At 67.4% G+C, this 13,813-nt stretch carries 10 protein-coding genes; 6 read left to right on the top strand and 4 right to left on the bottom strand.

Features of this window, described 5'->3' with window-relative positions; translation table 11 throughout:
* Window positions 1–114: 114 nt before the first annotated feature.
* Together ACN20X_RS24085 and ACN20X_RS24080 are read left to right on the top strand one after the other, a co-directional pair.
* Window positions 115–3,150, top strand: coding sequence for a diguanylate cyclase (locus ACN20X_RS24085; RefSeq protein ID WP_473209986.1), 3,036 nt, complete (start codon window positions 115–117; stop codon window positions 3,148–3,150).
* Window positions 3,151–3,398: 248 nt separating this feature from the next.
* The gene (locus ACN20X_RS24080; RefSeq protein ID WP_473209985.1) at window positions 3,399–4,400 is read left to right on the top strand and encodes a helix-turn-helix transcriptional regulator; all 1,002 of its coding nucleotides are present in this window, start codon (window positions 3,399–3,401) and stop codon (window positions 4,398–4,400) included.
* On the opposite strand, the gene speB is transcribed toward ACN20X_RS24080, so the two are convergent.
* Both speB and ACN20X_RS24070 read right to left on the bottom strand, forming a co-directional pair.
* Window positions 4,397–5,467 carry an agmatinase gene (gene speB, locus ACN20X_RS24075; protein ID WP_016451242.1) on the bottom strand — a complete coding sequence of 357 codons (1,071 nt, stop codon included), beginning with the start codon at window positions 5,465–5,467 and terminating at the stop codon, window positions 4,397–4,399. The two genes, ACN20X_RS24080 and speB, sit on opposite strands and share 4 nt — an antisense overlap.
* 14 nt (window positions 5,468–5,481) lie before the next feature.
* The gene (locus ACN20X_RS24070) at window positions 5,482–6,870 is read right to left on the bottom strand and encodes a sodium:solute symporter family protein (protein WP_016447657.1); all 1,389 of its coding nucleotides are present in this window, start codon (window positions 6,868–6,870) and stop codon (window positions 5,482–5,484) included.
* Between the two features lie 231 nt (window positions 6,871–7,101).
* On the opposite strand from ACN20X_RS24070, the gene ACN20X_RS24065 reads away from it, so the two are divergent.
* Window positions 7,102–7,995 carry a LysR family transcriptional regulator gene (locus ACN20X_RS24065; protein ID WP_016447656.1) on the top strand — a complete coding sequence of 298 codons (894 nt, stop codon included), beginning with the start codon at window positions 7,102–7,104 and terminating at the stop codon, window positions 7,993–7,995.
* Between the two features lie 21 nt (window positions 7,996–8,016).
* Here the strand turns inward: ACN20X_RS24065 and ACN20X_RS24060 are convergent, their stop codons facing one another.
* Window positions 8,017–8,925 (bottom strand): AEC family transporter, encoded by a 909-nt coding sequence (locus ACN20X_RS24060; RefSeq protein ID WP_017404366.1) that lies wholly within the window; start codon window positions 8,923–8,925, stop codon window positions 8,017–8,019.
* A 327-nt stretch (window positions 8,926–9,252) separates the two neighbouring features.
* Between ACN20X_RS24060 and ACN20X_RS24055 the strand changes: the two genes are divergently transcribed.
* The 3 genes from ACN20X_RS24055 to ACN20X_RS24045 all read left to right on the top strand — a co-directional run bounded on the left by ACN20X_RS24055 (window position 9,253) and on the right by ACN20X_RS24045 (window position 12,405).
* Window positions 9,253–10,215 (top strand): tripartite tricarboxylate transporter substrate binding protein BugE, encoded by a 963-nt coding sequence (locus ACN20X_RS24055; RefSeq protein WP_016451244.1) that lies wholly within the window; start codon window positions 9,253–9,255, stop codon window positions 10,213–10,215.
* Window positions 10,216–10,291: 76 nt separating this feature from the next.
* Complete coding sequence (gene xerD / locus ACN20X_RS24050) at window positions 10,292–11,275, top strand: site-specific tyrosine recombinase XerD (RefSeq protein WP_016451245.1); 984 nt, start codon at window positions 10,292–10,294, stop codon at window positions 11,273–11,275.
* 131 nt (window positions 11,276–11,406) lie between these two features.
* Window positions 11,407–12,405 (top strand): Bug family tripartite tricarboxylate transporter substrate binding protein, encoded by a 999-nt coding sequence (locus ACN20X_RS24045; protein WP_016447652.1) that lies wholly within the window; start codon window positions 11,407–11,409, stop codon window positions 12,403–12,405.
* A 96-nt stretch (window positions 12,406–12,501) separates the two neighbouring features.
* On the opposite strand, the gene ACN20X_RS24040 is transcribed toward ACN20X_RS24045, so the two are convergent.
* A complete protein-coding gene (locus ACN20X_RS24040) occupies window positions 12,502–13,791 on the bottom strand; it encodes an EAL and HDOD domain-containing protein (RefSeq protein ID WP_016447651.1) in 1,290 nt (429 codons plus the stop codon).
* Window positions 13,792–13,813: the final 22 nt, after the last annotated feature.

The raw sequence follows: 13,813 nt of genomic DNA, 5'->3' as shown, positions 1-13,813 counted from the left end.
GCTGATAAGCCGGGGCGCTGGTGTGTGAAACAATTGTTGCGCTCAGTCTGAGGGCTCCCCGGCGGCCTGTTGCGGGCCACCGCCCCTGAGGGCGCGGGGTCTGTGTGACTCAACATGGTGTTCGATATGCGCGCAAAGCCTTTCCGTCTGCTGAACGCCGAACCTCTCACCCAGACCGCCGTGGCCGTCTGGGTAGGCCTGTGCTGCGTGCTGCTGGCCACGGTGGCGTACTGGACGGTGCTGGTGGACAGCCATCGCACGCAGCGAAACTTCACCGAAGCCCAGTCCTGGCTGCGCGTGGGGCAGATGTCGCATGCGGTTTCGGTGCAGGTGCAGACCTTGCTGTCCGGCCTGGACTACACCATGCGCGGCCTGGAGTCCGACTTTGCCGATGGCGAGGCCGACGTCTTTCAGCATGCCGTGCAGACCACCTTCGATGCCTATCCGGCCGGCACCTTCCTGCAGATCGCCGTGGCCGACGAGAGCGGGGACATCGTCTACTCCAATCTGCAGCAGGATGCGCAGACCCGGGCCGCCAAGGTCTCGATCCGCGACCGGGAGCATTTCCAGGTCCATGCCAACCGCGAGACCATGGGGATGTTCATCGGCCGGCCCGTGCAGGGGCGCGTCTCCCATAAATGGACAATACAGCTGAGCCGCGCGCTGTACCGCCAGGGGCGCTTCTCGGGCGTGCTGGTGCTGTCGCTGTCGCCCGACTACATCTCGGGGTATTTCCAGTCCATCTTCGATGGCGCCAAGGACGTGATCTTGCTGCTGCGCACCGACGGTGTCTATCTGGCGCGCTCGCAGGGACAGGACGAGGTGATGGGGCGTTCGGTCTCCGATGTGCGCGTGTCACAGTTCGCGCCGGCCATGGAGCGCGGCACCTACGAGGCCGAGTCCTCGGTCGATGGCGTGCTGCGCATGTATGCCTGGAGCAGGGTGGAGGGCTATCCGCTGATCGTCAGCGCAGGGCTGGACAAGAAGGCCATCTTCGAATCGCTGGAGGAATCGCTGGAGCGCGGCCTGCTGCGCAATGGCATAGGCACGGCGGTGCTGCTGCTGGCCGTACTGCTGACGCTGTGGCTGGCGCGCCAGCGCCAGCTCAGCGAGCGCATGCGGCTGCAGGGCGAGCGGCGCTTCGCGCGGCTGGCGCAGGAGGTGCCCGGGGGGCTGTTCCAGTTCCGCATCGGCGCGGATGGCCAGTTCCAGTTTCCCTTCACCAGCCCGGGGTTCTTCGAGCTGCATGGCGCAAGGGCCGACGTCGTCCGGTTCGCCGACCATGAACTGCTCAAGCGCGTGCACCCCGAGGATCTGCCCGCCCTGGCGACCTCGGTGCAGGACAGCGTGGGGCGCAAGGATGTCTGGGAGCACAAATACCGCGTCTACGGGCCTGGAGGCGAGCTGCGCTGGCTGCACGGCCACGCCCGGCCGCAGCAGGAGGAAGACGGCTCGCTGCTGTGGCATGGCTATGTGCACGACGTCACGCAGGACCAGGCCATACAGGAATCCATACGCCACAGCGAGGAGCGCCTGCGCCTGACGGTGGGTGCCGTGCGTGACGGCCTGTGGGAGTGGGACTGCCGCAGCGGCCATGTGGAGTGGGATGCGCGCTGCTACCAGATGCTGGGCTTCGAGCCAGGCCAGTTCCCCATGAACTACGACGCCTTCTGCGCGATGGTCCATCCCTCGGACAGGGCGCGCGTGCTGGCGCGGCTGCAGCGCCATGCCGAGGCCGGGGCCGACTTCCGTGTGGAGATGCGGCTGCGCGGCTCGGCCGACAGCTGGCTGTGGGTGGAGTCGCGCGGCGAGATCACCCAGCGCGATGCCGACGGCAAGCCCGTGCGCATGCTGGGCACGCACACCGACATACAGCAGCGCGTGGAGCAGTCCCGCCTGATCAAGGCCTTGCTGGACCGGGGCAGCGCCCTCATCGTGATGGCCGGTCCCCAGCGCGAAATCCTCTATGCCAACGAGCGCGCGGCGCAGACCTTCCAGATCGAGACGGAGCGGCTGCCCGGTGGCGTGAACCTGCGCTCGCTGCATGTCAGCGACGAGAGTTTCGAACGCTTCGGCCAGCTGTACGGGCAGCTCAACGCACGCGGCACGGTGCGCACGGAATGGATCCTGCGCATGCCGTCGGGCTCGGACCACTGGTTCGACATGCAGGGCTCGCTGCTGGACCCCGACGAGGACGATGGCCGCGTCATCTGGACCATGATCGACACCGATGCGCGCCGGCGCGCCGAGACCGCGCTGGCCGAGACCCAGCACCGGCTGGAGGCCATCATCGACCGCTTTCCCGCAGGCATCCTGGTCACCGACGCGCAGGGCCGCCATGTGCTGGCGGCCAACCGCATGCTGGCCGCTGCCCTGCAACTGGACATGGCGCCTGCCGCCCTTGTGGGGCTGGGCATGCCGGCGCTGATCCAGCTGCTGCCGGCGTCGGTGGCGGACGTACTCAGCGCAGGGCCCGTGGCCGGCCGCTCCCTGCATGCGCTGCCCGATGGCCACTATGTGGAGATCGAGGGCATGCAGCTGCGCGACGGCGACCGCTCCATCGGCCATTGCTGGGTCTTCCACGATGCGACGGAGCGGCAGCAGCGCGAATCCCAGCTGGAAACGCTGGCGCTGACCGACGCGCTGACCGGCATTCCCAACCGCCGCGCCTTCCTGGAGCGGCTGGCGATGGAGCTGGACCATCTGCGCAGCGGCCTGGTCGCGCATTCCACGCTGATCATGCTGGACATAGACCACTTCAAGCAGGTGAACGACGGCTACGGCCACGCGGTGGGCGACATCGTGCTCAAGGAACTGCTGGCCTCGGTGGCGCAGGAGATGCGCAGGGAAGACATGGTGGGCCGGCTGGGCGGCGAGGAATTCGCTGTGCTGCTGTCCGACACCAATGCGGAGGTGGGCCTGCGGCGCGCCGAAAGCCTGCGCGAAGCCATTGCCGGGCAGGCCATCGATGCGGGCAAGGCCGGAGACCTGCACATCACCATCAGCCTGGGCGTGTACGAGCTGCAGCGCAGCGATGCATCGGCCCAGGGCTGCCTGGAGCGGGCCGATGCGGCGCTGTACTACTCCAAGCGCAATGGCCGCAACCAGTCCACGCTGTGGAGCGAGCGGCTGCCAGCCATCGCGCGGTGATCCGGGCCGCTTCGGCGCAACGGCCTAGGAATTCATCCCGGTCGACTGCCGATTTTCAGAATGGTCCAATGGCCTGATGGCGCCGGAATCCCGAAAATCCAGGGTTCATGCTGCCGCGTGGCCCTGTCGTCGGTCCGTCTGCCCGAGTCCCCGGGGCGCGATCGACTTCCCCGCACAGCCCCTCACAAAAACAGGCCGCGCGCTGCGCGCCGGGCGAGGAATGTATGACATACAACCGGTGGTCCACGATGCATGTCGCCCCCCTGGGGCGAGCGCAATTCTGGAGCGATGCCAGCCGTGAGGCGCAGATGCCGCACACGCCCCTGGTGGCGCGGCCCGAGCGCTTCGAGGCCGTGCTCACATCGCGTGGCGTGGGCGCGGTGGTGTTCAACCGCATCCAGATGGCGGCGGGCCACGGCATGCAGCGCCTGCAGGCGGGTTGCCAGCGCGCGAGCCCGGCCAGCCTGCTGTGCCTGCTCTACCTCAAGGGTCGCGCCCGGGTGTCTGCGCTCGATGGGCCGGGCGCGGTGGTTGCGGGCGGCGAGTCGCATGCGCAGCCCGGCCAACTGTTCCTGCTGGACGAGCGGTGCGGCTACCGCATCTGGCAGGACGAAGCCGTGGACCTGCTCGTGCTGGCCGTGCCGCTGGCGCTGATCGATTCGTGCGCAGGCATGGCTTCGCAACTGCTGGCACGCAGCCTGCCTGACTGCGCGTCGTTGCAGCTGCTCGTCCAGCAGATGCAACTGATCCATGCATGGCAGGCGCCCCTGCCCGAGGGCGAGTCCGCGCAGCTGTCCGATCTGGTCATCAACACCTTGAAGACCGTGCTGCAGGCCGGGGCCGAAAGGGCTGCAGCCCGGCCTGACGCGCCCATGCACGTGCTGTTGTGCCGGGTGCGCCAATTGATCGCCCGCCAATATCCGGACCCGGCGCTGGGGCCGGAGCGCGTGGCATCGAGGCTGGGACTTTCCGTGCGCTCGCTGCAATCGCGGCTGTCGCGCGAAGGCACCAGCCTCAGCGCCGAACTCATGGACTATCGACTGGAGCGCGCCCATGCGCTGCTGCGCGCAGCGAAGCCGGGAACGCTGGGCGTCACGGAAATCTCGCAGCGCTGCGGCTTCAACTCGCTCGCGCATTTTTCCCGGCGCTTCAGGGCACGCTACGGCAGCACGCCGCTGGAGCTGCTGCGTGAGCCGGGGGCGGAGGGCATGGGGCCGTCCACCTGGCACGGGGACGGGGCGGGCACCTAGACAGGGCTTGCGGCGCCTCGGTCGGCGTGGCGTGCGCAGATCAGGCTGAGGATTTCGAACAGCATCTGCGCGCCCGCGTGGGCGGTGTTGGTGGTGGCGTCGTAGGCGGGCGAGACCTCGACCACGTCACCGCCCACGATGTGGATGCCGGCCAGGCCGCGCACCATGGCCTGGGCTTCGCGCACCGTCAGGCCTCCCACCTCGGGCGTGCCCGTGCCGGGCGCAAAGGCCGGGTCCAGGCAGTCGACGTCGAAGGAGACGTAGACGGGCGCATCACCCACCACCTCGCGTGCGCGGGCAATGACGCCGTCCACGCCCAGCGCGGGAAGGTCCTCTGCGTGGATCACCGTCATGCCCGACTCGTAGGAGAACTCCCAGAGATATTCGGCCGCGCCGCGTATGCCGATCTGGATGGTCCGCGTGGGGTCGAGCACGCCATCCAGCACGGCCTGGCGAAAGGGGCCGCCGTGGTGGAAGCGGCTGCCGTCGAAGGGGCCGCCAGTATCGCAGTGGGCATCGAAGTGGACCAGGGCCAGTGGCCGGTCGCGGCCCAGCGCGCGCAGTATGGGCAGGGTGATGGAGTGGTCTCCGCCTGCAGACAGCGGAATCACGCCGGCCGCATGGATCTTCGCGAAGGCTGACTCTATGTCGCGGTGCGACTGCTCCAGGCTGTAGCGGCTGGACAGCGGCACGTCGCCGATGTCCGCCACGCGCAGCTCGCGCGTGGGCGCGGATCTGAGCACATGGTTGTAGGGGCCCACGCGCTCTATCGCGCGCAGCGCCCTGGGCCCGAAGCGGCAGCCGCTGCGGTTGCTGATGCCCAGGTCCATGGGCACGCCGATCAGCGCGGCCTGCAGTTCGCCGAAGTCCGGGCGGCTCCAGTCCATGGGGTGCATGGGGGCATCCAGCAGCGTGGGAATGCCTGCGTAGGGTGCGCTGCGCGTGCCGCTGGCGTCGATGATGTGGGCGGCCACGGTGCGGAAATGCGGATCGTGGATGACGGACTCGTTGTCTCCGCCGAAGCGCGCACGCAGCGCGGCCAGCCTGTCTGCAGTAAAGAGGGTCATGGGTGTCCCTTGGTTCAGGATTGGATGCCCGACAGGGAGCGCTGCTGCGAGCGCTGCGCCAGGCTGATGAGGATGAAACTGGCCGTGCTCATGGCCAGGCTGGCGTAGATCGGCGTGTTGGCGGCCAATCCGTCGCGGACCATGAAGACCACTGCCGTGGCGCAGCCCAGCAGCATGCTGGCGATGGCGCCCGCCGTGGTGGCCCGGCGCCAGTAGATGGCGCCGATCAGCGGCACCAGCATGCCGCCCACGAGCAGGTTGTAGGCGGTGGTCAGGGCGTTGAGCACGTCGTCCACCACCAGGGCGATGCCGAGCACGGCAAGGCCCACCAGCAGCGTCAGCAGCCGGTGCCAGCGCACATCGGCCAGAGGCTTGCCTTGCCGCAGCAGGGGCACGAGGTCTTCGGCCAGCACGGTGGAGCCCGCCAGCATGGCCGCGCTGGCGGTGGACATCATGGCGGCCAGCGCGGCAGCGATCACCAGGCCGCGGACGCCGTCCGGCAGGCTGGCCTGCACGATGGCGGCAAAGGCGTTGTTGGGATTGTCCAGTTCCGGCAGCAGCACCCGCGCCGCCATGCCCACCAGGGCGCCGACCAGCCCGTAGACCACGCAGTACAGGCCGGCGAGGCTGCCCGCCACGGCGGCCACGCGTTCGCTGCGGGCCGTGAACACGCGCTGCCACACGTCCTGGCCGATCATGATTCCGAAGAAATAGATCACGAAGTAGGTGGCGATGGTGTCCCAGCCGATGTATGTGACATCGAAGCTGGACGCAGGCAGCCGTGCAACCAGCTGGTCCCAGCCGCCCACGCGGTACAGGCAGATGGGCAGCAGGATCAGCATCAGGCCCGCGGTCTTGATCACGAACTGAACGATGTCCGTCAGCGTCAGCGACCACATGCCGCCCACGGCCGAGTAGATGACCACGACGCCACCGCCCACCAGGATGGAGATCCACAGAGGCAGGTCGAACAGCACCTGCATCACGGTGCCGATGGCGATCACCGACGTGGCCGCCAGCATCAGAGCATAGGCCAGCATCACCAGTGCGCTGGCCTGTTGGGTGCGGGCGCTGTAGCGCCGCTCCAGCACCTGGGTCACGGTGCAGATGCGCAGCCTGAGCAGGGGCTTGGCCAGGAACAGGTTCAGCACCAGCAGGCCCGCACCCAGAGCCGCGCACAGCCACAAGCCCGAGATGCCGTACACGTAGCCCAGGCGTACCGTGCCCACCGTGCTGGCCCCGCCGATCACCGTGGCAGCCATGGTGCCCATGTACAGGCCCGGCCCGAGGTTGCGGCCCGCCACGAGAAAGTCCTCCTGCGTCTTCGCGCGGCGCATGCCGTACCAGCCCAGCAGCAGCATGGCTGCCGCGTAGATCACTACCACCGAGATATCAAGCACCATGGTCTCTCTCCCCTTTTGTTCCGACCCCGTGTGCAGGGTCCTTCTGAAACAGCGGTATTCACGCAAGTGAATGTCACGGACCGCCCCTCTTGTTCTGCGCTGGCAGCGTGCTTCGGTGAACCGAAGCGCGCCGCAACAGCCGTGAATGCTAGACAGCAGCCGGGCTTGCATCCATTTCAAGTTCCATCTACAAACATCGATGAACATCGATCTTTGCTGAGTGAAAACCCCATGCTCCATACCGTTTCAGATCTCGACCTGCGGCTGCTGCGCGTTTTTCTGGCCATCGTCGACGCGGGCGGTGTATCGGCTGCGCAGGCCATTCTTGGCGTGGGGCAGTCCACGCTCAGCAGCCAGCTGTCCACGCTGGAGACACGCCTGGGGTTCAGCCTGTGCGAGCGCGGGCGCGGCGGCTTTCGCCTGACGGCCAAGGGCCGGCGCTTCGTCGACCTGGCCCGCGCTGCGCTGCAGGGCCTGGAAGGATTCAGCGCGCAGGCGCGCAACATGCACCGGCAGCTGGTCGGCAGCCTGGCCATCGGCCTGATCGGCAATGCACCCACGGAATACAACGCGTTGATGGGGCGGGCCATACAGCGCTTTCGCCAGCGCGACGAGGCCGTGCGCCTGTCTGTGCTGGTGCGCGGGCCGCGCGAGCTGGAGGAAATGCTGCTGCGCGATGAGCTGCAGGTCGCCGTGGGCTATTTCCTGCACCGCGCCCCGGCGCTGGAATACACGCGGCTGTTCAGCGAAAGGCAGGTGGCCTATTGCAGCGCCAGCCATCCCTTTGCCGCGCGCGCGGGCCGCATCGGCGCGCAGGAGGCGGGCGAAGCCGACTGGACCTGGCGCACCTATCCACTGCCGCAGGCACCGCTGACGGGGCGCCCGCGCCATGTCACCTCGGAGGCGGACAACATGGAGGCGGCCGCCATCCTCATCCTGTCAGGCGCCCACCTGGGCTACCTGCCAGAACATTACGCAGCGCCCTATGTGGCTGCCGGCCTGCTGCATGCGCTGGACGAATCCCTCTTCAGCTATGACGTGGACATCACCATGGTGGCCAGGAAGCGCGCACGCCAGGACGACATCACGGCCGCCTTCACGGACGACATGCGTGCCGTGCTGTAGGGGCGCCGCGGCACAGCGGCATCAGAACTGCAGCAGGCTCAGCGCAAACGGCAGGCTGAGCACGCCCAGCAGCGTGGACAGCGTGACCAGCCCCGCCACATATGAGCCGTTGTAGCCCATGCGCGCGGCCAGCACATAGCACGACGATGCGGTGGGCAGAGCCGAGAAGGCCATGAGGATCAGCGCCTGCGCACCGCTGAGGCCAAATGCCCGCACCATGGCATAGGCGATCAGCGGCTGCACCAGATGCCGCACGGCCAGCAGGCACACGGCCAGCAGCTTGCCGGCGGCCAGCGCGCCGAACTGCATGCCGGCGCCGGCCGACATCAGGCCCAGCGCGATGGAGGCTGCGCCTATGCGGGAGACTGACGGCTCGAGCAGTGCGGGCAGCTTCAGCCCCAGCGCGCTGAACACCAGGCCCGACAGCGTGCCCACGATCAGCGGATTGCGCACCAGTTGCCCCAGGAAGTGCTGGTTGCTGCCGCGCGCCATGGGCCAGACGGCCGCGATATTGCACAGCGGCACGCTCACGCCGATCAGCACCGAGATGAACAGCAGGCCCTCAGGCCCCGCCAGACGGCTGGCCAGCGCCAGGCCGATGAAGGAGTTGAAGCGAAACGCCACCTGCACGGCGCCGGCATGCTCGCGTGTGTCGATCCGGCCGCGCAGGCCCGGCCACCAGGGCAGGCTGTAGGCCAGGCCGATGCCGACCAGGGCCGCACATACGCCAGCGGCCAGCAAGTGGGAGGTGGCACCCCAGTCCACCGGGCTCTTGACGATGGAGTGGAACAGCAGCACCGGGAACAGCAGGTAGTACACCAGCGCCTCCACCGCCTGCCAGACCGTGCGATTGAGCTGTGTGAAGCGGCACAGCACGTAGCCAAGCACGATGAGCGAAAAATCGGGGAAGAGCAGCACGGCGTAGTTCACGGGGGCTGAGCATAAGCGCAACCCCGCAGTCGCCGCGTCTCCCGAGAAACCATGGCGCGAGGCTAGGGGTAAACACCGGGAAATCAGTGCTGCGACAAACTGTGACAACCGGGCCCCGGGCCTTAGCATCGCTGGGGTCCACACAGCCGATCCGAAAGCGCAGGTCCTGACGACCGTCAAGCGCGCAGCGGGCTCCAGGCCCCAACATGGCTGTTCCGTGGCAGCGTTTGCGAGCCTTCATTTCGCAGACCATCCATCCGCAGGCACGGCCTTGCGGATGTCCATGAAAACCTCTTCGTCAACACGACCCCCAAAAGGAGATCCTGTATGAATCGTCGCAACTGGATGGGACTGACCCTGGTCCTCGCAAGCACCGGAGCCCTGGCCCAGGCCTACCCCACCAAGCCGATCAAGCTGGTGGTGCCCTTCGCCCCCGGTGGCACGACCGACATCATCGCCCGCGTGATCGCCGAACCCCTGACCAAGGAACTGGGCCAGCCCGTGGTGGTGGACAACCGCGGCGGCGGCGGTGGCGTCATCGGCGCCATGGAAACCGCGCGCTCGCAGCCCGATGGCTACAGCCTGGGCATCGCCACGGTCTCGACCACGGCGACCAACCCCGCGATCAACCCCAAGATCTCGTACAACACGCTGACGGACTTCACGCCCATCATCAACGTGGCGGCCACGCCCAACGTGATCGCGGTGAACCCCAAGTTCCCCGCCAAGGACTACAAGAGCTTCGAGGCCGAACTCAAGAAGTCCCAGGGCAAGTACTCCTATGCATCCTCGGGCACGGGCGGCATCCAGCACATGCTGATGGAGCTGTACAAGAGCCTGACCAACACCTTCGTCACCCACATCCCCTACCGCGGCGCGGGCCCCGCGCTCAACGACGTGGTGGCGGGCCAGGTGCCCATGGTGCTGGACAACCTGCCCTCGGCCCTGCCCTTCATCAAGGACAACCGCCTGGTGCCCATCGTGGTGGCCGCGCCCCAGCGCCTGGCCGTGCTGCCCAATGTGCCCACCTTCAAGGAAGTGGGCCTGGAGCCGGTGAACCGCATGGCCTACTACGGCATCCTGGGCCCCAAGAACATGCCCAAGGACGTGGTGGACAAGATCAACGCCGCCGTGCGCAAGGTGCTGCAGGACCCGGCCGTGCGCAAGCGCATCGAGGACACGGGCTCCCTGGTCATCGGCAACTCGCCTGAAGAGTTCGCCAAGCAGATCAAGGAAGAGTACGAGACCTACAAGAAGGTGGTTGCCCAGCAAAAACTCACGCTGGAGTAAGCACCGCCCTGAGCGGTTGGATCAGAGCCCGAGGTTCCTTGCGGACCTCGGGTTTTTTCGTTGTAGGCTTGATGGGATGTCCCAAGTGCCCGCCGCTTCCATCGTGTCCCCCTCGGCTGCCGAAGCCGAACCTGCTGCCGATCCTGCATCCTGGCCCGCGCCGCTGCCGGCCAGCCTGGATGCGCTGGACCTGTTCATGGATGCGCTGCTGCTGGAGGACGGGCTGTCGCGCAATACGCTGGCGGCCTACCGCCGCGATCTGATGGCCTGGGGCCGGTGGCTGGCGCACCAGCGGCCGCCGCTGGCGCTGGATGCGGCGGGCGAGCTGGAACTGCAGGGCTATTTCGCGGTGCGGGTGGAGCAGACCAAGGCCAGTTCTTCCAACCGGCGGTTGACGGTGCTGCGCCGCTACTACCACTGGGCGCTGCGCGAGCAGCGCATTGCGGCCGATCCCACGGTGCGCATGCTGGCGGCACGGCAGCCGCCGCGCGTGCCGCATACGCTGACGCAGGCTCAGGTGGAGGCGCTGCTCAAGGCGCCCGATGTCGATACGCCGCTGGGCCTGCGTGACCGCGCCATGCTGGAGCTGATGTACGCCAGCGGCCTGCGCGTGAGCGAGCTGGTGGATCTGCCGATGCATGGCATCGATCTGCGCTCGGGCGTGCTGCGCGTGACCGGCAAGGGGCAAAAGGAAAGACTGGTGCCCTTCGGCCAGGAGGCGCACTGGTGGCTGGAGCGCTACCTGGCCACGGCGCGCGGTGCCATCCTGGGCGGGCAGCGCAGCGATGCGGTCTTCGTGACCCAGCGCGGGGCTGCGATGAGCCGCGTGATGTTCTGGGTCATCGTCAAGCGCTGCGCGCAGGTTGCGGGTGTCACGGCACCGCTGTCGCCGCACACGCTGCGCCATGCCTTCGCCACCCACCTGCTCAACCATGGCGCAGACCTGCGCGTGGTGCAGATGCTGCTGGGCCATGCCGATATCTCCACCACCACCATCTACACCCATGTGGCGCGCGAGCGGCTCAAGGCGCTGCACGCTTTGCACCATCCGCGTGGTTGATTGGATGTGGTCGGTTCGCCGGATTGCCTATTTCTGGCGTTGAAACCGTCGAAGTGGCAAAGCCCGCCTCGGGGATATGTGCTTTGCACAACAATCACCGCCGTGTTCGATGTGTTTCTGCGGAGTTCTCGATGACTGATTTCCTGCGCCGGCATGTGCTGGTGACTTCCATGCTGGCGGCGACGGTGGCTGCCGCGGCCCTGCCGATGTCTGCCTCGGCTGCCGATGCGGCATGGCCCAGCCGGCCCATCCGCGTGGTGGTTTCCTACCCGGCCGGCGGCGTCAGCGATGTGGTGGCCCGCGCCCTGGGCGAGAAGCTGGCCGCCCGCCTGGGCCAGCCCGTGGTGGTGGACAACAAGGCCGGCGCCGGCGGCGCCATCGGCCTGGACCTGGTGGCCAAGGCCGCACCCGATGGCTACACGCTGGGCTTTTCCTCCATCAGCCCGCTGACGCTGAGCCCGCACCTGGGCAAGCCCCTGTTCGATCCGCAGCGCGACCTGGTGCCCGTGACCAGCGTGATGTACTCGCCCGTGCTGCTGCTGGGCACGGCCCGCTCCACGGCGGCCGACTTCAATGCGCTGGTGGCCCAGGCCAAGGCGCAGCCCGGCGAAGTGCGCTGGGCCACAGCCGGCCTGGCCTCGCTGGGCCACATCATGCTCGAGCAGATCATGCATGCCTCGCAGGTCCGGATCACGCACATTCCCTACAAGGGCGGCGGGCAGCAGCTCAATGACGGCCTGAGCGCGCAGTTCGAAGTGCTGTCCACCAATGCCGGCCCGGCCGTTTTGCAGCACATCAAGGCGGGCAAGTTCAAGGCCCTGGCCGTGGGCGCACCCCAGCGCCTGGAGTCGCTGCCCGGCGTTCCCACGCTGGCCGAACTGGGCTACAAGAGCGCCAACATGACCTCGGTGTTCGGCATCTTCGCGCCCGCTGGAACGCCTGCGCCCGTGCTGCAAAAGCTCAATGCCGAGATCAACCAGGTGCTGGCCCAGCCGGACATGCGCGCCAAGCTGGAGGCCACCGACAACGTGGCCATGGGCGGCAAGGCCGAGGACTTTGCACGCCAGATCGAGGCCGAGTCCCAGTCCAACGCGCGCATCATTCGCGCAGCCGGCATCAAGCTCAATTGATGGAGCGCAGGGCGCCACCGGCGCCCATGCAAAAAGGGCTTGCAGCCGTCATGGCCGCAAGCCCTTTGTCTTTGGTGCCGGATGTGCAGGGCCCGCCTATGCCATGGGCTCGTCCGCCGTGAGATTGTCGGCCCAGGCCAGGGCCTGCAGATGCGCCCAGTTGACCTGGTGGTTGGACAGCTGCAGTGCATTGGCTGCGCGCGCGAAGCCTTCGTCATCGCCGCTTTCGCAGGCACGCGTCAACTCCAGGAAGGGCGCGAACACGCCCTTGTTGTGCACCAGCGCATCGATCACGGGCTGGGGCAGGGCGATGGACTCCAGCGCCTTTTCCATGGGCTGGCCCAGCATCACGTCCAGCAGCGAGAACACGCCGACCACGAAGGCGTTGTCGCACTCCTCGGGCGAGAGCAGCTCGGCCGTCAGCAACTCCATCAGGCGCCCGCGCACCACGGCGGTCTGGCCCACGGCCGGCGGCGTGCCGCCCGCGCGCGAAGTGGTCAAAAGCAGGGCCGCCCAGCGGAACAGCTTCTTGAGGCCCAGGATCATCACCGCGTGGCGGAACGAGGTGATCTCGCACGACAGGCCGAAACCCGAGGAGTTGATGAAGCGCAGCAGGTTGAAGGACAGCGTGGGATCCTTCTTGAGCAGGGCTTCGATCTCGTCCGTGCTGGCCTGCTGGCGCACTAGATTGATCAGCTGGATGATGGTGGCCTGCGTGGGGCGGATGGTGCGCGCCTGCACGAGTTGCGGCTGGGCGAACCAGAAGCCCTGGAACAGCCGCACGCCCAGGTCGCGCATGCGCTCGAACTGCTCGGAGGTCTCGACCTTTTCGGCCACGATCTGGGCATTGGTATGGGCGCGCGCGAACTTCACCAGGGTCTCGGCATCGGCCAGTGCGAAGGTCTGCATGTCCAGCTTGATGAAGGCGGCCGCAGGCAGCCAGCTGGCATAGGCGCGGCGCAGCAGGTGCTGGTTGAAGGCCAGGCGGAAGCCGCGCTGGCGCAGGGCCTGGAAGGTGGGCAGGCGTTCCTCGATATCGGCAGCCGTGGCGTTCTCGCCCAGCGTGGGTACCTCCAGCACCACCTTGTCGGGGTGGATCAGTTCCAGGTGGCCGCCGGCCAGGCTGTCATGCGTGCAGTTGATGAAGACTGTCTTCTTGCCCACCAGCGCTTCGGCGCCCGCATACGACAGCGCGTTGAAGAGCAGGGCGGCATCGGAGGCAGCCGTGTGCGCATGCTGGGCCGTGGAGCGGTCGAAAAGCTCATAGCCGAAGACATCGCGCGCCTCGTTGACGATGGCCTGGCGCGCAATGACGGCCACCTGCCCGTCCTCCACCCCGGCTGGCAGGGGGGGCGGCGGAGCGGAGGAGTTGTCGTTGGTAGTCATTTGGAAGCTGAGAAAGATGGAT

This window comes from Delftia sp. PX-1 (genome assembly GCF_055797465.1).
The sequence above is the reverse complement of the archived record's forward strand: the minus strand, read 5'-3'. Positions and strand labels throughout refer to the sequence as shown.

What these genes read in the sequence shown, in the direction of transcription:
- ACN20X_RS24085 (WP_473209986.1), top strand. Translation starts at nt 115, where the DNA reads ATGGTGTTCGATATGCGCGCAAAGCCTTTCCGTCTGCTGAACGCCGAA.
- ACN20X_RS24080 (WP_473209985.1), top strand. Translation starts at nt 3,399, where the DNA reads ATGCATGTCGCCCCCCTGGGGCGAGCGCAATTCTGGAGCGATGCCAGC.
- speB (WP_016451242.1), bottom strand. Translation starts at nt 5,467, where the DNA reads ATGACCCTCTTTACTGCAGACAGGCTGGCCGCGCTGCGTGCGCGCTTC.
- ACN20X_RS24070 (WP_016447657.1), bottom strand. Translation starts at nt 6,870, where the DNA reads ATGGTGCTTGATATCTCGGTGGTAGTGATCTACGCGGCAGCCATGCTG.
- ACN20X_RS24065 (WP_016447656.1), top strand. Translation starts at nt 7,102, where the DNA reads ATGCTCCATACCGTTTCAGATCTCGACCTGCGGCTGCTGCGCGTTTTT.
- ACN20X_RS24055 (WP_016451244.1), top strand. Translation starts at nt 9,253, where the DNA reads ATGAATCGTCGCAACTGGATGGGACTGACCCTGGTCCTCGCAAGCACC.
- xerD (WP_016451245.1), top strand. Translation starts at nt 10,292, where the DNA reads ATGTCCCAAGTGCCCGCCGCTTCCATCGTGTCCCCCTCGGCTGCCGAA.
- ACN20X_RS24045 (WP_016447652.1), top strand. Translation starts at nt 11,407, where the DNA reads ATGACTGATTTCCTGCGCCGGCATGTGCTGGTGACTTCCATGCTGGCG.
- ACN20X_RS24040 (WP_016447651.1), bottom strand. Translation starts at nt 13,791, where the DNA reads ATGACTACCAACGACAACTCCTCCGCTCCGCCGCCCCCCCTGCCAGCC.